This is a genomic window from Pontibacillus sp. ABV4_188 (assembly GCF_056311905.1).
The window spans coordinates 3,303,485-3,323,126 of the sequence record NZ_CM149975.1 but is presented as its reverse complement, the minus strand read 5'-3'; the positions used below and the strand labels follow the sequence as shown (position 1 = coordinate 3,323,126).

Below are 19,642 nucleotides of genomic sequence, written 5' to 3'. Positions count from 1 at the left end.
TGATCTTTTTCTAAAAATTTTTATATGAACACATTACTCTACTTTACCCTTTTTGCACAGGTTTTTTCAAGACACCAGCGATAATTGCTGTAACAATTGCACCAATTAATACAGCGGCAATGTATAAAACACCGCCCAGAAGGGCATTTCCGGTTTCTCCACCCGTTTTAACAGCTCCTGTTAGGATGACAATGATTCCGCCGTGAGGGGCAAGAAGATTCAAGTTGAACAGGTAAACAAGTCCACCTGTAATGGTTGAACCAATAACAGAAGCTGGGATGACACGACCAGGGTCTGCTGCTGCGAATGGAATAACTCCCTCTGTAATGAACGTAGCGCCCATAGCATATGCTGTTTTACCTGTTTCTCGTTCTTGCGCTGTAAATTTGTTTTTAAAGAATGATGTTGCTAGAGCAAGACCTAATGGTGGAACCATACCACCTGCCATTGCGGCTGCAATAGGCATGGTGTTTCCAGCATCAAGCATGGCAATACCGAATGTATAAGCTGCTTTGTTTACAGGTCCGCCCATATCGACTGCCATCATGCCACCAATAATTAAACCAACCACAATACCAAATGAACCAAGGCTATCTAACCCGTCTCTTAATGCAGTGTAAATGGATACAAGGAACGGATTCACAAGTAACATAATGATCCCTGTAGAGAACAGACCAAGCACCGGATAAAGAAGTACAGGCTTTAATCCGTCTAATACGTCTGGTAATACTTTTAATCCTTTTTGAATCAATAACATCAAATAACCAGCTAAGAAACCAGCAAGCAAACCACCTAAGAAACCAGAACCGCCATCAGCAGCTCCTGTTGTTGTTGCAATCAAACCACCAACCATACCAGGAGCAAGTCCGGGACGACCGGCAATACTTTGAGCAATGAAACCAGCCAGTACTGGTACTAGTAGATAAAAGGCTTTGCCGCCACCGATAATGCTTAGCATTTCAGCAAAGCGGTTGTACTGATCACTGTCTGGGTTAGCAGCGTTAATTCCAAATAAGAAGGATAGAGCAATTAAAATACCGCCACCGACTACGAATGGAAGCATGTTGGAAACACCATTCATTAAGTGCTTATAAATACCTGTTTTCTCTCCGCTTCCTTCGCCATCTTCGCTTGAAGATTGTCCGCTTCCTTGATACTCAGGGGCGTCTCCTTCTTTAGCTTTCGTGATAAGTTCTTTTGGTTCGTGAATCCCTTTAGCTACTGGGACCATCACAACTGGTTTCCCTTTAAAGCGATTTGTTTCAACTTCGATATCAGCAGCCACAATGACGCCGCTAGCGCGTTCAATATCTTCTTTTGTTAAGGCGTTTTTCACACCACTTGAACCGTTTGTTTCTACTTTAATTTTAACGCCCATCTCTTTAGCGGTTTCTTTAAGTTTGTCTGCAGCCATGTACGTATGTGCAATTCCTGTAGGGCAAGCCGTTACAGCGATCACATAAGGCTCTTCTTCTGATGAAGCATCTTGATTTTCGTTTTCGTTTGCTGCTTGTTCAGCTTCTTCTTCGTCACTATTCGCTTTTTCTTTTGCATCGATCAGGTCTACAATCTCATCTCTTGTTTCAGCGTTTAAAAGCTTTTGGCGAAATTCAGTATCCATTAATAAGGATGAAAGACTAGAAAGTGTTTCTAGGTGAGCTTGGTTTGCTCCTTCAGAAGCAGCAATCATAAAGAATAAGTGTGTTGGCTGTCCGTCGAGTGACTCGTAGTCAGCCCCTTCTTGTGAGCGAGCAAATGCGATTGCAGGTTCTTTAACTGCCGCTGTTTTGGCATGAGGTATCGCTACACCTTCGCCTATTCCTGTTGTGCTTTGTTCTTCACGAGCTAATATAGCTTGTTTGAATTCTTCCTTATCATTTAATCGGCCAGCTTCATCAAGTTTAGAAACTAGTTCATCAATGACATCAGCTTTAGCACTTGATTCAAGTTCTAAAATCATTGTGTCTTGTTTTAACAAGTCTGTAATTTTCACGTTGAGCCCTCCCCTTAGTTTAAATCCTCAATCGTAATCTCTTTTCTAAGTTCTTCTACAAAGTTACGAGTAGCTAAGTCGTCACTAAATGCCGTTGCACTTCCGCAAGCCACACCATTTGCGAATGCTTCTGTTAGGCTATTTGTTTTTACGTAACCAGCTATAAATCCTGATACAACGGAATCTCCTGCTCCAACGGAATTTTTCACTTCGCCTTTTGGAACGTTTGCGTAATAGGCGTGGTCTTTATTAACTAGAATGGCTCCATCTCCACCCATTGAAACAATGACATTGGTAGCGCCCTTAGTAACTAACTGCTTGGCAAAGGTGATCGCTTTCAATGGAGAGTCAATAGTAGTATCAAATAATTCTCCTAATTCATGATGGTTCGGCTTAAGTAAGAAAGTAGGTGTGCCAACTAGTTCTTCTAATGCCTTTCCAGAAGTATCGGCAATGAAGTGAGCTCCTCGCTCTGCGCAACGCTTCGCCATTTCATTGTAGAAGTCAGCAGGTATCGTTTTAGGAATACTTCCTGCTACAACCAAATAGTCGTCTTGCTCTAATTTGTTGACCTGATCTAATAGTTGTTGCTGCTGTTCCTGAGTAATAGAAGGGCCGGGTCCATTAATCTCAGATTCTTGGCTTGACTTTAATTTTACATTAATGCGTGTATATTGATCTGTATCAATGAATTGGTGTTGAACCTCTTCTGACTCAAGGAAATTTTGTATGAATTGGCCAGTAAAGCCTCCAATAAATCCTAGTGCGGTGTTAGAAACATCCAATCGTTTTAATACCCGGGATACATTGATGCCTTTCCCGCCTGGGTAGTAGTAAGTCGTATTGGCACGGTTTAAATCTCCTTCATTGAACTCATCTACATGCATGATGTAGTCAATGGAAGGGTTTAAAGTGACTGTATAAATCATGATGACACAACCTTTACGTTTGTTTTCTCTAGATAAGGTGATAATCGGTCTGGATCATTCTCATTTGTGATTAGAGTTGCATCCTTTAAGGAAGCAATGCTTGAAAAAGATAGCTCGTTTAATTTAGATGCATCTCCGAGAACAAAAGCTTCTTGCGAAAGCGTCAAAACCGTTTGTTTAACAAGTGCTTCTTCTGGGTCAGGAGTAGTGTACCCGTGAGAAGGATGAACCCCGTTTACGCCGAGAAAGCACTTATCAAATCTGTACTGCTGTAGGCTGTGAGTAGCGCCTCGTCCGATCAATGCTCTCGTTTTATGTTTTACAAAACCACCAGTTAAATACGTGGGTACTTGATTTTCGGTTAGCTCTTCAAGTAAGGTAACCCCATTCGTTACAACGGTAAGATTTCGGCCTTTTAAATAGGGGATCATTTGGTATGTCGTTGTTCCGGCGTCTAAAAATATGCAATCTCCATCTCGTATGAGGGAAGCGGCTTCCTTTGCGATTGCCACCTTTTCATTTAGATTTTGAGCTGCTTTCTCTCGTATGCTTAACTCTTCACTTGTCTGATGTAAACAAGAGGCACCACCGTGAACTCGTTTTAGTTTGTTGGCGTTTTCAAGTTGGCTTAGATCACGACGGATAGTTGATTCAGAAGCTCCTGTTTCATGAACAAGTTCTTGAATTTTGACCGTCTGATAACGCTCAAGCTGTTCTAATATGATTTCATGTCGTGTTGGTGTCAGCATAATATAGGCCTCCGCGTAAATGTAAAATGAATTCCTACTATTAATATAAAGGAAGCCCTTTCATAAATGCAATCAAAAACATTCAAAATCAATCAAAATATATCAAAAACAATCACAACCTTCAATGAAAAAAATTCCCACATAAAATAGAGCGACGACTTTAGTGAGGTGAAGGGTGTCTGACACCCTTCACCTCACTAAAGTGAAGCTGTTAATAAAAGGTTGCCGTAGATGGGGTTTTGTGCTACATTATCCTTAGGTATTAGAGCGTTTTAGGAGGTGGATCAGATGTACACGGTAACGTTGGTATTACTTGCGATTGATGCTATAGCCATGATCGTATTAGTTCTTCTTCAATCAGGTAAAAGCGCTGGTCTTTCAGGAGCGATCTCTGGAGGGGCTGAACAATTATTTGGTAAGCAAAAAGCACGCGGTGTCGATGCTTTTATGCATAAAGCGACAATTGTAACGGCTGTTCTATTCTTTGTTCTTACATTTTTACTTGGGTATATTCTTAATCAATAAGCAACGGGGCTCCCGTTGCTTATTTTTTTTGCTTGATAGGGGAGAGATGCTCGAATTGACTAAAGAGCTGTCGGAGTGACGAAAGTGATGTTCGAATTGACTAAAGAGGGTCTCGTATTGACGAAAGAGGCTCTCGAACTGACGAAAGAGGCTCTCGAACTGATGAAAGAGGGTCTCGTATTGACGAAAGAGGTTCTCGAACTGACGAAAGAGGTTCTCGAATTGACTAAAGTAGCCCTCGAATTAACGACACCAGCTCCCAAATTCACTAAAGAGCATCACAAATAACGAAAGCCCTAAACATAATGATGTATCAAAAGAGTCTATTTCTTACATAATTTTAATTACGAGAATCGGTTTTTTAGGAAAATTTTAAGGGAATTGACCAGTAGGCTTCCCCGTCAAATGGACTTTGTTTATGCTAAATGAGTCATTTCGTGATACCATGAAATCATTCTCATTCCCACTAACTATTTCCTCTGTTGAATTAGTGCAACGGGTAAAACTAATCATACTACAACATGAGCTAGAAGGAGCTGTCTTGAAAGATGCAAATCAAACTACCAGAACCATTTACGTTTGAAGCGGGAAATCGTGCGGTATTGTTACTACATGGATTTACAGGCCACTCTGCGGATGTACGCATGCTTGGTCGTTTTTTAGAAAAGAAAGGGTACACCACCCATGCACCGATCTATAAAGGGCATGGTCAGCCACCAGAAGAGTTAGTCAAAACGACTCCAGAAGACTGGTGGAAGAGTGCGAAAGAAGGTTTCCAACACCTGAAAGATCTTGGCTACGAGGAGATTGCGATCGCTGGATTATCCCTCGGAGGTGTCCTTGGTCTTAAATTGACGTACACGAATCAAGTAAAAGGGATTACAACGATGTGTACACCAATGTTCTTTGATAATGAAGAACAACTGACAAAGAGCTTTAAGCAATTCGTAAAAGAGTTTAAACAGTTAGAGAAGAAATCAGAAGAAACAATTGAACAAGAAATGAACGAGCTACTAGAAGATTCCACTCAAACGTTTAATGAACTAGGCAAGTTGATTAAAGAAGTACACGATGAAGTGGATACCATTTATGCACCGACGTTAGTGATCCAGGCTGAACAGGACGAGGTCATTAACACGGAGAGCGCCAATTATATTTATGAGCAGGTAGAAGCAGATCATAAGGATATTAAATGGTATAAAGAGTCTGGACACGCGATTACACTTGGGCAAGAGCGTGACCAACTTCACGAAGATATTTACAACTTCTTAGAATCACTTGATTGGACAGTGGAATAATAGATAACACGAATAAGAATAAGGATTCGAGAAGGACGGTGGATATAATGAGTGACCAGTTAAAGAAACAGGTACTCGAATACTTCCATGAACATGACTCAAAGCCTTTATCCGTAGAGGAGATTGAAGAGTTAATTGAGCATGGAAGTGCAGAAGATTTTACAACATTAATGAAAGCTTTAAACCAATTAGAAGAAGAAGGCGAACTCGTACGAACGCGCAAAAATCGCTACGGGCTTCCTGAAAAAATGAATTTGATTCGCGGTAAGATTCAGATGCATGCAAAAGGGTTTGCCTTTTTAATTCCTGATGAAGATGATAAGGATGATGTATACATTCACCATTCTGATCTTCAATCTGCAATGAATAATGACCGTGTTTTAGTGCGAGTGGATTCAAGAGGCGAAGAAGGCAAGCGTCCAGAAGGGATTGTTATTCGTATCTTAGAAAGAAGTACACAGGAAATCGTCGGTACATACGACGATAATGGCTACTTCGGATTCGTTATTGCAGATGACAAGCGAATTCCTAATGATATCTTTGTTCCAAAGACTGCAAACAATGGAGCGGTTGATGGACACAAAGTCATTGTACGTTTAACTAAGTATCCTGAAGGCAGAATGAGTGCAGAAGGAGAAGTTATCCAGATTCTTGGGCACAAAAATGATCCTGGGATTGATATTTTAGCGATCATTCATAAACATGGCATTCAGTCAGACTTCCCGGAAGAAGTGATTGAACAAGCTACAAATACACCAGATGAGATTGATCCCTCTGAGATTAAGAATCGACGAGATCTTCGTGATGAACAAATTGTTACCATTGATGGTGCAGATGCAAAAGACTTAGATGATGCTATTTCTTGTCGCAAACTTGATAATGGGAACTATCATCTGGGAGTTCACATTGCGGATGTAAGTTACTACGTTGAAGAAGGTTCTCCAATTGATAAAGAAGCTCGTGATCGAGGCACAAGTACGTACCTTGTTGACCGAGTAATTCCGATGATTCCTCATCGCTTATCAAATGGAATTTGTTCTTTAAATCCGCAGGTGGATCGCTTAACTCTTTCTTGTGAGATGGAGATTGACTCTAATGGTGAAGTTGTAAACCATGAGATCTTCCAAAGTGTGATTAAAACGGATGAGCGCATGACATATGCTGACGTGAAAAGTATTTTGGTCGATGATGATGAAGAACTGAAAGAACGCTATGAGCCACTCGTTCCGATGTTTAAAGATATGGAGAACTTAGCATCAATCTTACGTAGCAAACGTTTAGAGCGCGGTGCGATTGACTTTGACTTTAAAGAAGCGAAAGTTCTAGTTGACGATGAAGGAAAAGCAGAAGATGTTGTTCTGCGTGAGCGTTCTGTAGCTGAACGATTAATTGAAGAGTTTATGCTAGCAGCAAACGAAACCGTTGATGAGCACTTCCACTGGATGGATGTCCCGTTCATTCACCGTGTACACGAAGAGCCGGATGAGTCTAAACTGCAGCACTTCTTCGAATTTATTACGAACTTTGGTTATAACGTTAAGGGTGTTTCGAATGATGTTCATCCAAAATCACTGCAAAATCTTCTTGAATCCGTAAAAGGCACACAAGAAGATATGGTGATCTCGAAACTGATGCTTCGCTCGATGCAGCAAGCTCGTTACGATGAGAACAATTTAGGTCACTTTGGGTTATCAACACCATTCTATACCCACTTCACATCTCCTATCCGTCGTTATCCGGACTTAATTGTTCACCGCTTAATTCGTACCTACATCATCGAAGGGAAGCTGGATCAACAGACACGTAAACACTGGAAAGAAGAAATTCCAGAGATTGCTCGTCACTCTTCTGATCGCGAGCGTCGCTCCGTTGATGCCGAACGTGAGACAGATGATCTTAAGAAAGCAGAGTTCATGCAGGATAAGATCGGTGAAGAATTTGAAGGTGTCGTAAGTTCTGTAACTGGATTTGGATTGTTTGTTGAATTACCAAATACAGTAGAAGGACTTGTGCATGTGAGCTACCTAACGGATGATTATTACCACTTTGATGAGCGCTCATATGCGATGATCGGAGAGCGTACTGGTAAGGTATTCCGCATTGGTGATGAAGTGACCGTTCGAGTCGAGAAAGTAGACCTTGATGAACGTGTGGTAGACTTTGAACTTGTAGGGATGAAACCTCCTGAGAAGAATCGTTCTTCGCGTCCGGATCGCCCGAAAGTGATTCATGCGAAACGAACCGATAAGCCAAACGGCCCTAAGAAGCAAAAGCGTCAAGGCGAAGGCCGTGGCCAAAGTGACAAAAAGGGATCCAAAGGTAAGAAAGGGAATAAGCCTTTTTACCAAAACAAAGGAGTCCCAAACGGTAAGAAAAAGAGTAAGAAACGCGGGAAATAAATAAAAAAACAGGTAACTGCTTAGAGCAGTTACCTGTTTTACGTTACGATAATCGGAATCCGTATAAGAGCCATGGATCTTGTGTTTCAAAAGCATCGGATGAAAACGTAGTGGCCACTTCAGATGAAACGTCCATCCAAGCACCATATACATCTTCATGCTTAGCCCATTCATGTTGAATCGTTTCGAACAATCCTGGTTGCTCAAAGTGGTCATTCCAAAAGTACTTACAGTTGAGGTAAAGATTCCCTTTTTGATCCACCTTACAGAATAAGAAGCGGCTTCGATCTGAATTGACATAAAACGTTCCATCTTTTAGATACTCATCTGTGAATAAAGACTCATCAAACGGAAGAGGATAATAGGCTTCATAAGGGAAAGCCCCAAGTGCATTTTCCTTTAACGATTGAAGGAAGTTTCGTTTTTCTTCTATTGTATTGACCGTATCCCACACTTCACCTGGTGTGCTCATCACAAGATGTGGATCTTTTAGAATAAATGGATGCAATGTAGTTACATGGGGTAAGTCTAATTTCATCAAGGCTTTACGAGCCGAGTAGTTGTGAAGCTGTGTATTTGCGCTGACGAATTCAATGGAAGGAATCATTCTCAGTTCCTCTATTATGGCACGCAGAATTTCAGTACCATACCCTTTTCCTCTATATCGGATATCCGTTCGCAGGCGTCCTAGCATGGCGAATTTATTTGAGAATAATGTATAGCCTGAAACAGCGATCATTCTTTCTTGATCAAAAAGTCCATACATGACATTGTTCTCTCGTTCGAGAAGGTTGTGAAAGATCCGTACAACATAGTCATCTTCTAAACCGGTCTGCATGTTTCTTAAAGCGTCATAGTCATTTTCTGTTAGCTTTCGAAGTGTTACGAGTTCTGTTTCCATAGGTCACCCACTTCCGATGTTCAATTTTCCAATTGTAATATTCTCACAAGGACATATTCTTTGTCTATTAGAAAGCCTGATGCGCCCTTTATAATTGGAATTCTGGTCTTTTTTTGATACAATATTGTTTACGCAAGTTGAGGAGGATATACGCTTATGCCTAAAGGTAAAGGAAATGCAATCGCACAAAATAGGAAAGCCAGTCATGATTTCTTTATAGAAGATACATTTGAAGCGGGCATTGTTCTGAAAGGGACGGAGATTAAATCAATCCGGGCCGGCAGAGTGAATATGAAAGACAGCTTCGCACGTGTAAGTAAAGGAGAAGTGTTCCTTCATAATATGCATATCTCTCCTTATGAACAAGGAAACCAGTTCAACCACGAACCGACGAGAATGCGGAAGTTACTTCTTCATCGTAAAGAAATCAACCGTTTAATTGGGGAAACACAGCAGCAAGGTTACTCGCTTGTACCTTTAAAGATGTACATTAAAAATGGTGTAGCCAAGGTTTTAATTGGTCTAGGTAAGGGTAAAAAGAAATATGATAAGCGTGAAGACTTGAAACGCAAGCAAGCAAAGCGTGACATCGATCGTGCAATCAAAGACAGCGGATTCTAATTTACAAAAGATACCATCTTGTATCCATTGCTAAAAACTCATTTTATGTTATACTAAGTAGTGTCGTTGAAACGATACGGCATATAAATGATGAAGCCATTTTGAGCTCATCTTCCGTTAAAGGAACCATTTACATGGGGACGTTACGGATTCGACAGGGATAGGTCGTGCTCTAGTAGCGGGCCGATTGGCGACTCGTAAAGCGCCATGCCAATAATAACTGGCAAAGAAAACAATTACTCTCTAGCAGCTGCATAAGCTGACCTAGAGGATCCTTCCTGCCATCGCCCATGTGGTAGATTGAAGGGTCTCAAACTTAAGTGGGCTACGCGTTCATTCGCCACCTTAGGATGAACGAAGAGACCAATAAGGTTAGCTGCAAGGAAGCCTGTCAGTAGGTCGAATTGTATGCGAAATATAATATGCTGACTACGCTCGTAGAAGCTATTGTAACGATATCTCTGGACGTGGGTTCGACTCCCACCGTCTCCACCAATACATAATTGGTGGTTTTTTTATGTCTTAAAGCCATATTTCTAATATCCTCTGGGATAGCATTAGTGAGCTTCCAGATGTATAGAATAAATCTAATATGAAAGCACAAGTTCCTCTTTTAGTGGGCTTGTGCTTTTTTATAAGTATTTAAAATTCAATAAACAAAAGGTTCAATTTTTCTTGTATATTCCACTGAGTCATTTATTAAAAGGTAGGTTTAATAAATATGTTAAACTTACTAGTGTGTATGTTGATTAAGAGAGAAAATTGGAGTGAAGATTATGTTTAGCTCCCCAATTAATCAGTTTAGGTTAATGGGCTTTTTAGAAGGTTTATCCCTGCTTGTTTTATTATTCATCGCTATGCCGCTTAAGTATGTGGTTGGCTATCCTGAGGCAGTAACCTACGTGGGTTCTCTTCATGGTGTGCTCTTTATAATTTATTTGGCTACAATTGCTTATGTGACCTTTAAAATTCGATGGTCATTTATATGGGTGAGCTCAGCTATTGCTGTTGCGTTTATTCCTTTCGGTAATTTGGTGTTTGATACTAAAGTACGGAAGCATCATATCTAAGATAGTTAGAGGGGGTTGCTACATGGCTGAGGCCAGAGGATTATCTCTAGAACAAAAAGAAGAACTGCTCAAGGTGTTGAAAGAACGTTTCTGGAACAATATGAGCCGCCATAATGGAATGAGATGGACTGAAGTGCAAGCAAGACTTGAGGCTTACGATGAAAAGGTATGGTCGCTCCATGAGATGGAGAGAACGGGCGGTGAGCCGGATGTTGTTGACTACGACAAGGAGCAAGGGGTATATGTTTTCTTTGATTGTTCAGCTGAAAGTCCTAAAGGCCGCAGGAGTGTGTGTTATGACCGTGAAGCACTAGAATCGAGGAAGAAACATAAGCCTGAAACAAGCGCAGTCGATATGGCAAACTCTATGGGAATAGAATTATTGAATGAAGATCAATATCGGACATTGCAGAAACTTGGTGATTTTGATAAGAAAACATCAAGCTGGGTGCAAACGCCTGAAGATATAAGAGACCGGGGTGGTGCGCTATTTTGTGATTTTCGGTATGGACATGTCTTTGTTTATCATAACGGAGCAGAGTCTTATTATGCTGCGAGGGGCTTTCGTGGTGTAGTAAGGGTCTGAATTAGATTATATAAAAACCCTCTCCTGTGATTGGAGAGGGTTTTTTGGGATCTAACTAAAGAACCGCTTGATCTTGGCCAATGTATTTTCAGAGTTCGATGTTGTTTCATGAAATGCAACATGGCCATCTGGCCGTATTAGGAGAGTATGACCATTCCGCATACCCACATGTCTTTGCAAATCATGGTGGACATCATAAATAATCGGCAGCTCATGGTCAGGGTCTGAGGAAACCGTTCCTCCTCTGGCTACAAGGTAAACGGTTATAAGATCGGAGTACTTTTCTCTAACCTTTGTAGCAAAATCATACGCGTAATTAATAACTGCCTCATCTTGAGCATCGTCAATATAGATCAGACATAGATGACCGTGTCTTCGAATGAAAGGATACAACCGTTCGTCTGTTGTTCCATCAAAGAAGAGTAGATAGTCCGGCACTCGGTCGCCAGCTTGAAGTGCCTTTTTAGGAAGGGAGGCATCCCGTAACGAACGGTTTTGTTCTGTTTTATCATAATCATTGTATACATGTGACATATGATTCGCTACTCTTTGTTGAACCCAGTTTTGGGTTAATGCCCATTTGCCAGCCCAGTTTCGAATTTTTCCAACTGTCCCATCCAATAAAACAATTCTAAGCATAGCTGACGTTTCCCTGAGGACGTTTTTTCCTATAGGGTATCGTTCGTGATGGTAACTGTTTAGGAACGAGTCAGTGGCATGGCCTTTTAGGACTGCATCGATTTTCCAAGCTAAATTTACGGCATCTTGAAGACCCAGATTCATCCCCTGACCGCCGATAGGGTTGTGGATGTGAGCGGCGTCTCCTACGAAAAAGGTGCGGTCTTTACGGTACGTATCTACTTGTCGGTGTGCGGTTCCAAAATAGGTGAGCCATTTTGGTTTTTCGACTTGAAGTGGTTCGGGCAGAATGGTATCGAGACTTTCTTGCAGGTCTTCTAAAGCTAGTTCATCTTGCCTTGGTTGTCCTTGCTTGGATCGGTCTAAGCCGACAACGCGGTAACTTCCGTCCTTATAAGGAAAGAAAGCGGCTGCTCCGCGGTCGTTTAAAAATACATTGATGTAGATGTCATTAAATTCAGGAACATCTACATCCCCAAGGAAAAATGTAAACCCATCGTCTTTTCCTTCAAATTCAACATCCAATGCTTCCCGAACTTTACTATGTGACCCATCGCAGGCCAAAAGATATTTTGCACGGTATTCGTGAATTTCTCCATTATGATCCGCTTTAACATAAACGCTCTCTGAGTTCTGGGAGACCTCGATGACTTCGTGCTCTCTGTTTATGAACTTTCCCGATTGATTCAATTGTTCTTCTAAAATTTCTTCTGTCTCACTTTGTGGGATAATAAGAATGTAAGGGTAGCGGCTTTGTATATGATACAACTCCTCCGTTGATGGAGTGGTGTCTCCAAGGTGCAGCTTCGTCCCAGGTCCTGGGTAACCTCGTTCTAAGAAGGGTCTATGGACATTTAGTAGCTCAAACATTTCGAGTGTACGTGCTTGGATCCCTAAGGCTTTTGAGAGCGTAGAGGGTTCAGATCTTTTTTCTAAGCAGATCCAGTCTACGCCTTGATTTTCTAACGCATTAGCAGCCATCAGTCCGGCTGGTCCAGCCCCGATGATAAGGACGTCTGTATGAGTAACGGAAGTCATGCAATAAGCTCCTTTCTTAAAATGGCGATATAATGAGTCTTATATTGTATAGTCTACCCGTTTGTGCGTCATAAAGTTACTTATGATGGGCTCTTGTTGAAAAGTGTAATGGTTTTGGTGGTTCTTCCCATATACTCCTCCTTATATGGGAGACTCGAAATTGAGACGCTTTTATGAAGAAGGGACTGTTACGTTGGTTGAGTGGTTGGGATGTCTGGGGAACGACTCGCTTTCCGCGGGCGAGCTGTCGAGCCTCCTCGGGAAACCCACCCTGCGGGGTCTCGTCGACCTCTTTCTCCCGCAGGAGTCTCCCCGTTCCCCAGACATCCCTGGCTAAAGTTTTACGAACGTCCCCACATCTAAAATGAGGAGGGAGCTGCAAAATTGCTCATATGGCATGTTTCCGTTACATCAAATATGGCAGAGGTGGTTCGGGAAATCGCGAGACTCCTGCGGCGGTAGGAGCCTAGGGGAGACCCCGGAAAGAGCGTAGCGATTGAGGAGGCTTCCCAGCTCGCCGCGGAAAGCGAGTGATTTCCCGAACCACCTTACACTCAACGAGAGCAAACGGAAACATTCTTTCAGTTTGAGTTTTTCATGAATAACCCTTTAAAATTCTCAATCACGTGCAAACCGTATACAATAAGGTAAGAAGTACTATTTTACATACGAGAATAAAGGAGCAGGTGTTATGAATTCGATTGCCTCTGCCATTGTTAAAGCAAATAAAGGACTGCTTTTCTTTTGGTTAGCTATTGTTATTGTGTTTGGTTATTTTGCGTTGGACTTGGCTTCAAAGCTTGAAGGGGATGGGTTTCGTACTTCAGGTGAGTACGAGGAAGTAGAAGAGACGCTAAATGAACAATTTGGTTTTCCGAAGTCTTCAATCCTTTTGTTATTTGAGGATGATGGAGATGGAGAATTACAAGGGACAATTACAGATGTATTAGATGAAGCGACAGATGTTGCTGACGTTACATCTGTCACTTCCCCTTTAAATGATGAATCTATGTTGAAAGAAGAGGTGGCTTATGCTTCTTTGAATATGGAAGAAGAGCCTGAAGATATGAAGGCAGTTATCAAACAAGTACGTTCCATTGCTGATCGTTATTCAGGAGTGTCGGTTACTGGTGCTCCTGTGATCTCTGAGGATATTAATAAAGCGAGTCAAGAAGATTTAAAGACGGCAGAGCTTATAGGTCTTCCGGTAGCCTTGCTTGTTTTATTGCTCGCATTCGGTAGCGTAGTGGCCTCTATTGTGCCAGTAATCGTTGGTGGGGTAACGGTTGTGTTAGCTTTTGGTGTACTTACGCTTATTGGGGATAGCGTTAACTTGTCTGTATTTCTTCTAAATGTTGTGCCGATGGTCGGCCTTGCTTTAAGTATTGATTTCGCTTTATTATTCATCAATCGTTATCGCGAGGAACTTATATCGAAAGGACCGGCTGATGCGATCCGTACTACCATTTTGACAGCTGGTCGTTCCATCATCTTTTCGGCTATGTGTGTATTCATTGGTCTTGGGGCTATGATGGTGATTCAAATTGATATCTTTCAAACGATTGCCCTTGGAGGGATGGTTGTTGTATTTATTGCAGTATTAACAGCCTTGACGCTTCTACCGTCTATCTTATTTTTGCTGGGTCATCGTATAAATAAGTGGAAGATTATTAAAGTGGATCAATCCTCTGTAGGACGATGGCGTACATTTGCAAAATGGGTGATGAAACGTCCAATCATCGTCTCTGTAGTTGCGTTTGGAGTGTTACTTGTAGGGATTATACCTATTCAGAATATGAATCTTTCTATTCCTACAATTGAGTCCTTGCCTGAAAGTTATGATTCTAGAATGGCTTATGAAAGCATTGAGGAAGAATTTTTATCTCCAGAGCAGAGTCAAGTCTACCTTATTGCCAACCGCAACGGAGACTGGTTAAGTGAGGAAGGATTAGATACTTGGGAACAATTAGAAGAAGAAGTAGCCTCTGAAGATCTGGTCACCTCTGTCTCTACCCTATTTAGTGTGAGTGATATTGAGTCTAGTGAAGATTTGTTTCAAGCACTAAAGCAGGAACAAACGAAGAGTCAATTAGAACCTGCTATTAATCGTTTTGTTCAAGATGATCAACTGTTGATTCCCGTCACACTTGATACAGAAGCGGATACGGGTGAAGCTCAAGACTTAATGCGGGAGTGGAATGAGAAAGGTTGGAGTGCAGACGTCCGTATCGGGGGACAGCCAAAGTTCAATCAGGAAATTTATGATGAAATCTACGAAAAGGTAGGCATCAGCGTTGCGATTATTTTAGGGTCTACGTTCACTATTTTGATGCTCGCTTTCAAGTCCATTCTGATTCCACTGAAGGCGATTTTCATGAACGTAATCGGACTGACTTCTACATTCGGAGTACTTGTGCTCCTATTCCAGAATGGCTTGTTTGGCCTTAATGAAGCGGATATTGCATTGGTTCTTCCTGTGTTAGTCTTTAGCCTGGTCTTCGGTTTGAGTATGGACTATGAAGTGTTTCTCATTTCAAGAATCCATGAGTTTTATCAGGAAACAAAGGATAATCATTATTCCACAGTAGAAGGCCTTGCGAATACGAGTAAGATTATTACCTCTGCTGCCTTGATTATGATTGTCATTACAGGAGCCTTTGCCTTTACAAATGTAATGCCAGTTAAACAAATCGGGATCGGTATTGCCATCGCAATATTTATTGATGCAACCATTATCCGTCTGTTGCTGGTTCCAAGTCTTATGAAGCTCCTTGGTGAATTAAACTGGTGGTTCCCGTTTAAGAAAAAACGGGCAAACAAAGTGAAAAAAGAAAGACATTCTAATTAAAGTAGTAAAAGGGATGCGAATCGTTCCTAACTACTATTAAGAAGTTTTGTAAAAAGGCACAAGTCTCTAGGGGGAGAACTTGTGCCTTCCTTAATAAACGAGCTTTGAGGTGTAAAACAACTTAGAATTCGAGATGTATGCATTCTAAGCATTTATATTTAACTTTAGTCAGTGAATTGCTACACTATGGGGTGTAAGAGAGCGAATTTCGTTCTTATAAGTAAATAAAAAGGATTGGAAAAACAAACCTTTGACAATTTGTAAGAAATCTAGTAAGTTTAATAACCGTTAAAGCCGATTAAAATGATAGGAATAATAATGAATAGAAAGAGGAGGGAGCTTATGGGTCGATTATTTAAAGGGTATGTAAACGCATCTCTAATTCTAAAGATAACAGTAGCACTTATAATAGGTATTATCGTAGGTTTGATCTTTGGTGACCAAACATATGTATTGTCACCACTTGGCGACTTATTAATGCGTTTATTACAATTTATCATCATTCCGCTCATATTCTTTACATTAATTGTAGGAGTAAATCAAACACGTGCAAGCAACTTAGGACGCATGGGAGGGAAAATGTTCCTTTACTATGTGGCGACGTCTGCATTAGCGATCACAGTCGGATTGCTTGTAGCCAGTTTATTTGATCCTGGTACAGGAGTTTCTGTTGATACCAATGAGACAATCGAGGCTAATGAACACCCAGGTATAGCGAGTGTGTTACTGAATATTGTTCCAACAAATATTGTAACAGCATTCTCTGAAATGAACTTACTTGGTATTATATTTACTTCACTTGTTTTTGGTATTGCCATCTCAGCACTACGTAACTCAGATGAATATGGTGAACTTGGAGAGCATGTGTATAAGTTATTTAATGGATTAAATGAAGCTACATTTAAGGTTATGAATGTGATTCTTCAGTATATCCCTATTGGAATCTTTGCGATTATTGCTCAAACAGTCGGAAGCCAAGGGATCGATACAATCCTTTCGCTTGGAAACATGGTACTCGTGTTGTATGTTGCTATTCTTGTACAAATTGTCCTTTATACAATCTTAATGATTGTATTCAAGATGAGTCCAAAAGAATTCTTCTCTCAGGCTCGAACGCCAATGATTACTGCGTTCGTAACACAAAGTAGTTCAGGTACGTTACCTGTTACCTTAAACGCGGCTAGCCGTTTAGGATTATCGAAGAGTCTTTATGGGTTCAGCCTCCCGCTAGGAGCTACCATTAACATGGACGGTGCTGCGATTCGCATTGCTGTATCAGCAGTATTTGCAGCAAACTATACGAATGCTGCGCTTGGGTTCACTGACATGCTTATGATTGTCATTATTGGTACTCTTGCATCAATTGGTACAGCAGGTGTCCCAGGTGCTGGTATTGTGATGATCGCTACGGTGTTCACTCAAGTCGGATTACCGATGGAAGCTGTAGCTGTTCTAGCCTCCATTGATGTTCTTGTTGGTATGGGTGCAACTGCACTTAACGTAACAGGTGATCTAGTAGGAACATCTATTATTAATCAAACTGAGAAGAAGCGTGAAAATCAAGCTTCTGCTTAACGAATAAAAAAAGCCAGGTTCTCTTGATCGGAGAGCCTGGCTTTTTTATGACTTTCTTTCAAATGGTAGCGTCATGCACCTTATTCCTCCGGCGCCTTTCTCCAATTCATCAACCTCAATTTCAACAAGCTTTTTCTTCTTTAACTTCGGGTGGTTTTTGAGAATCTTTTTGTTCGCTTTTGTGCTAATTAGAATTGTTTCAGGGTCGAGATTAAGGAAATTGATATCAGCAACGGTATGTTTAACATCATTGGTCCACTCTATATCATATCCATGCCGGTTTAAGAATTCCTGCGTCATTTGATAACTAGAATGTTTGTCGGTTAACACTTGGATTGGCAAATACCTCATGTAGCTTTTTGCAAGGAATACGTCCTGAGCGGCTACATTACTATTCATGTCTAAATGAAGGGTATCCGGTCTTCTCGGAAGATCAATAACACCAATCTCAGAGAATCCAGCTTTAAAAATATGACCTTTCATCATCTGAACGGCTTCATAGCTAGTGCGAAGTCCAATATTAATGAGCACTGCATCTTTGCTTAGAATCATGACATCACCATATTCTAAAGCATTGCCTTTGTTATTGGCTTGTATTTTAAAGCGATTAGGCCCAAACCAGTCAAGAAAAAGGAAATGAGACTGAATATACTCAGGTCTTCTCATAGAATTACCAGCTTCACCAGGGATGAGGGTGTTTCCAAATACACAAGCTAGGTCACGAACAAAGTATCGGTTAATTAATTGCTGACTAAGTAATGCGTCTTGGCGGGATAAATACGTTGAATAGTCCAACACGTTAATGCCGTGATTCTCCATAGCACGGACAAGGTTATGGAAATGCTCGTGTGCCTTCTTTTGGTCGACAGGCTTTTCCCATTGCACATCTGTAGCTGTTTGGGCGTCTGGAACGTCCAACGCAGATGGCGAACAAACGAGTACGGTCTTTAACTCGTCGTACTCATTCCAACAATTAGTCTTAATATCCATATGATGCCCTCCCTTTGATTGGTTCCTTCTGCTCCTTACTATTGCCTTTAAAGTTAATTTCATTCCTAAGACACATATTCTTAGATGTTTATCTAAAACTAAAACAATTAGTAGGAGGAAGGGGTGAAGAAGTGAGTAAGGAAGCTAAGGAAGGGCATTTAACCTGGTGGCAACTGTCACTGATTGGGGTTGGGTGTATCATAGGTACAGGGTATTTTTTAGGCGCAAGTATTAGCATACAAAAAGCAGGTTGGTCTGTTTTAGTTGCTTACCTTTTAGCTGGTATGGCCACTTATATTGTATTTCAATCCTTGGCCAAGTTGACAGCTCATCACCCTGAAAAGGGCTCTTTCCGTACATATGCAAAGCAAGCATACGGAAGCTGGGCGGGTTTTAGTAACGGATGGGTATACTGGTCTTCAGAAATGCTTATTATGGGGAGTCAGCTTACGGCTCTTGGAATTTTTGCTCAATTTTGGTTTCCTTCTATTCCATTATGGGTTTTTTCAGCTGTTTTTTCTGGACTTGGCCTTTTCGTTATACTGCTTGGGGTGGAGAAGGTTGAAAAGATGGAGAATCTATTTGGAGTCATGAAAGTAGCTGCGATTTTAATGTTTATCATCATCGTAGCGGCTATTTTGTTTGGTCTGATTGAGGTGGGGGAGCCAATGGATCGGTCTGGAACAACATCTCTTTTTGCAAATGGTGCAATAGGTTTATGGGTAGCGCTGATCTACGCTTTTTATGCATTTGGAGGGATTGAAGTGATGGGGTTAATGGCAAAGGAAATGAAAGATCCAAGAGATGCTCCAAAATCGGGGAAAATCATGTTGGCCTCGTTAACGGGGCTTTATGTCTTATCTATATTCTTAGTCGTGAAGCTCACTCCATTGTCAGCTATTAATGCTGATGAAAGTCCATTTTTAACGGCACTTGCACGTTACGATTTGCCGTTTGTTTCTCATGCCTTTAATGGAGTTCTTATTATAGCCGGTTTCTCAACAATGGTCGCGTCTTTGTATGCTGTAACTACAATGCTCGTTACGCTAGCAGAAGAAGGAGATGCTCCCAAGTTGTTTGCGAAAGAGGGGAAGTGGAAAGTACCACTACCGGCTTTTATATTAATTACGTGTGTTGTCATTGCATCCATTATCATCGCATTACTGTTGCCAGAGAAGTTATTTGAGTATGTGACTACCGCTGCTGGACTTATGCTTTTGTATACGTGGATTTTCATCCTTTTTTCATATAGAAAATTAATGGCTAAAGGGTTAAAGGATACGATTTTATTTGTATTTTCTTTCGTGCTTATAGTAGGAGCTATTACGGGCACATTATGGGATCCTGTAAGCAGAAAAGGTTTCTTTGTCAGCCTTTTGTTTTTATTATTAATCGCTAGTGCTACTTGGTTAAAGGAAAGAAAGCGGGGATGATGGCGTTTCACGAAAAAACGGGGCCATAGAACCACTGAAAAAAATCCT

Annotated in this window: 16 protein-coding genes and 1 other RNA gene; 11 read left to right on the top strand and 6 right to left on the bottom strand. The window is 41.1% G+C overall.

Annotated features, from left to right (window positions below):
* Positions 1-43: 43 nt before the first annotated feature.
* The 3 genes from ACYX4O_RS17020 to ACYX4O_RS17010 are packed head-to-tail and all read right to left on the bottom strand — an operon-like array spanning position 44 to position 3,671.
* Positions 44-1,993, bottom strand: a complete 1,950-nt coding sequence (locus tag ACYX4O_RS17020) for a PTS fructose transporter subunit IIABC (protein ID WP_476352503.1) — start codon at positions 1,991-1,993, stop codon at positions 44-46.
* A 14-nt stretch (positions 1,994-2,007) separates the two neighbouring features.
* Complete coding sequence (gene pfkB / locus ACYX4O_RS17015; protein ID WP_476352501.1) at positions 2,008-2,922, bottom strand: 1-phosphofructokinase; 915 nt, start codon at positions 2,920-2,922, stop codon at positions 2,008-2,010.
* Entirely contained in the window at positions 2,919-3,671 is a 753-nt protein-coding gene (locus ACYX4O_RS17010; protein ID WP_476352499.1) for a DeoR/GlpR family DNA-binding transcription regulator, read from the bottom strand. The genes pfkB and ACYX4O_RS17010 overlap by 4 nt, the downstream gene beginning before the upstream one ends.
* Before the next feature lie 288 nt (positions 3,672-3,959).
* On the opposite strand from ACYX4O_RS17010, the gene secG reads away from it, so the two are divergent.
* The 4 genes from secG to rnr all read left to right on the top strand — a co-directional run bounded on the left by secG (position 3,960) and on the right by rnr (position 7,893).
* Complete coding sequence (secG, locus tag ACYX4O_RS17005; RefSeq protein WP_188652114.1) at positions 3,960-4,196, top strand: preprotein translocase subunit SecG; 237 nt, start codon at positions 3,960-3,962, stop codon at positions 4,194-4,196.
* Positions 4,197-4,271: 75 nt separating this feature from the next.
* Positions 4,272-4,484, top strand: a complete 213-nt coding sequence (locus ACYX4O_RS17000) for a hypothetical protein (protein WP_476352496.1) — start codon at positions 4,272-4,274, stop codon at positions 4,482-4,484.
* Positions 4,485-4,744: 260 nt separating this feature from the next.
* Complete coding sequence (locus ACYX4O_RS16995) at positions 4,745-5,494, top strand: alpha/beta hydrolase (protein ID WP_188652110.1); 750 nt, start codon at positions 4,745-4,747, stop codon at positions 5,492-5,494.
* A gap of 47 nt (positions 5,495-5,541) precedes the next feature.
* Positions 5,542-7,893, top strand: coding sequence for a ribonuclease R (gene rnr, locus ACYX4O_RS16990; RefSeq protein WP_476352494.1), 2,352 nt, complete (start codon positions 5,542-5,544; stop codon positions 7,891-7,893).
* A gap of 43 nt (positions 7,894-7,936) precedes the next feature.
* On the opposite strand, the gene ACYX4O_RS16985 is transcribed toward rnr, so the two are convergent.
* Positions 7,937-8,794, bottom strand: coding sequence for a GNAT family N-acetyltransferase (locus tag ACYX4O_RS16985; protein WP_476352492.1), 858 nt, complete (start codon positions 8,792-8,794; stop codon positions 7,937-7,939).
* Positions 8,795-8,950: 156 nt separating this feature from the next.
* Here ACYX4O_RS16985 and smpB point away from each other — a divergent pair, with 156 nt between their 5' ends.
* The 4 genes from smpB to ACYX4O_RS16965 all read left to right on the top strand — a co-directional run bounded on the left by smpB (position 8,951) and on the right by ACYX4O_RS16965 (position 11,071).
* Positions 8,951-9,415 carry an SsrA-binding protein SmpB gene (gene smpB, locus ACYX4O_RS16980; RefSeq protein ID WP_476352490.1) on the top strand — a complete coding sequence of 155 codons (465 nt, stop codon included), beginning with the start codon at positions 8,951-8,953 and terminating at the stop codon, positions 9,413-9,415.
* Between the two features lie 136 nt (positions 9,416-9,551).
* Positions 9,552-9,910: a transfer-messenger RNA gene (gene ssrA, locus ACYX4O_RS16975) on the top strand.
* A gap of 281 nt (positions 9,911-10,191) precedes the next feature.
* A complete protein-coding gene (locus ACYX4O_RS16970) occupies positions 10,192-10,485 on the top strand; it encodes a DUF3817 domain-containing protein (RefSeq protein ID WP_476352488.1) in 294 nt (97 codons plus the stop codon).
* 22 nt (positions 10,486-10,507) lie between these two features.
* Entirely contained in the window at positions 10,508-11,071 is a 564-nt protein-coding gene (locus ACYX4O_RS16965; protein WP_476352486.1) for a DUF4256 domain-containing protein, read from the top strand.
* Positions 11,072-11,122: 51 nt separating this feature from the next.
* On the opposite strand, the gene ACYX4O_RS16960 is transcribed toward ACYX4O_RS16965, so the two are convergent.
* Entirely contained in the window at positions 11,123-12,748 is a 1,626-nt protein-coding gene (locus ACYX4O_RS16960) for an FAD-dependent monooxygenase (protein ID WP_476352484.1), read from the bottom strand.
* A gap of 691 nt (positions 12,749-13,439) precedes the next feature.
* On the opposite strand from ACYX4O_RS16960, the gene ACYX4O_RS16955 reads away from it, so the two are divergent.
* Together ACYX4O_RS16955 and ACYX4O_RS16950 are read left to right on the top strand one after the other, a co-directional pair.
* Positions 13,440-15,596, top strand: coding sequence for an MMPL family transporter (locus ACYX4O_RS16955; RefSeq protein WP_476352482.1), 2,157 nt, complete (start codon positions 13,440-13,442; stop codon positions 15,594-15,596).
* A gap of 342 nt (positions 15,597-15,938) precedes the next feature.
* Positions 15,939-17,171, top strand: coding sequence for a dicarboxylate/amino acid:cation symporter (locus ACYX4O_RS16950; RefSeq protein ID WP_476352480.1), 1,233 nt, complete (start codon positions 15,939-15,941; stop codon positions 17,169-17,171).
* Between the two features lie 45 nt (positions 17,172-17,216).
* On the opposite strand, the gene ACYX4O_RS16945 is transcribed toward ACYX4O_RS16950, so the two are convergent.
* Positions 17,217-18,161: an arginine deiminase family protein gene (locus ACYX4O_RS16945; RefSeq protein ID WP_476352478.1), complete on the bottom strand. Its 945-nt coding sequence runs from the start codon at positions 18,159-18,161 to the stop codon at positions 17,217-17,219.
* Positions 18,162-18,292: 131 nt separating this feature from the next.
* Between ACYX4O_RS16945 and ACYX4O_RS16940 the strand changes: the two genes are divergently transcribed.
* Complete coding sequence (locus ACYX4O_RS16940) at positions 18,293-19,594, top strand: amino acid permease (RefSeq protein WP_476352476.1); 1,302 nt, start codon at positions 18,293-18,295, stop codon at positions 19,592-19,594.
* Positions 19,595-19,642 lie beyond the last annotated feature (48 nt).

Bases quoted from the DNA above. Each gene is read 5' to 3' on its own strand.
- ACYX4O_RS16945 (WP_476352478.1), bottom strand. From the start codon at position 18,161: ATGGATATTAAGACTAATTGTTGGAATGAGTACGACGAGTTAAAGACC.
- secG (WP_188652114.1), top strand. From the start codon at position 3,960: ATGTACACGGTAACGTTGGTATTACTTGCGATTGATGCTATAGCCATG.
- pfkB (WP_476352501.1), bottom strand. From the start codon at position 2,922: ATGATTTATACAGTCACTTTAAACCCTTCCATTGACTACATCATGCAT.
- ACYX4O_RS16950 (WP_476352480.1), top strand. From the start codon at position 15,939: ATGGGTCGATTATTTAAAGGGTATGTAAACGCATCTCTAATTCTAAAG.
- ACYX4O_RS16960 (WP_476352484.1), bottom strand. From the start codon at position 12,748: ATGACTTCCGTTACTCATACAGACGTCCTTATCATCGGGGCTGGACCA.
- smpB (WP_476352490.1), top strand. From the start codon at position 8,951: ATGCCTAAAGGTAAAGGAAATGCAATCGCACAAAATAGGAAAGCCAGT.
- ACYX4O_RS17010 (WP_476352499.1), bottom strand. From the start codon at position 3,671: ATGCTGACACCAACACGACATGAAATCATATTAGAACAGCTTGAGCGT.
- ACYX4O_RS16965 (WP_476352486.1), top strand. From the start codon at position 10,508: ATGGCTGAGGCCAGAGGATTATCTCTAGAACAAAAAGAAGAACTGCTC.
- ACYX4O_RS16970 (WP_476352488.1), top strand. From the start codon at position 10,192: ATGTTTAGCTCCCCAATTAATCAGTTTAGGTTAATGGGCTTTTTAGAA.
- ACYX4O_RS16995 (WP_188652110.1), top strand. From the start codon at position 4,745: ATGCAAATCAAACTACCAGAACCATTTACGTTTGAAGCGGGAAATCGT.
- rnr (WP_476352494.1), top strand. From the start codon at position 5,542: ATGAGTGACCAGTTAAAGAAACAGGTACTCGAATACTTCCATGAACAT.
- ACYX4O_RS16985 (WP_476352492.1), bottom strand. From the start codon at position 8,794: ATGGAAACAGAACTCGTAACACTTCGAAAGCTAACAGAAAATGACTAT.
- ACYX4O_RS16955 (WP_476352482.1), top strand. From the start codon at position 13,440: ATGAATTCGATTGCCTCTGCCATTGTTAAAGCAAATAAAGGACTGCTT.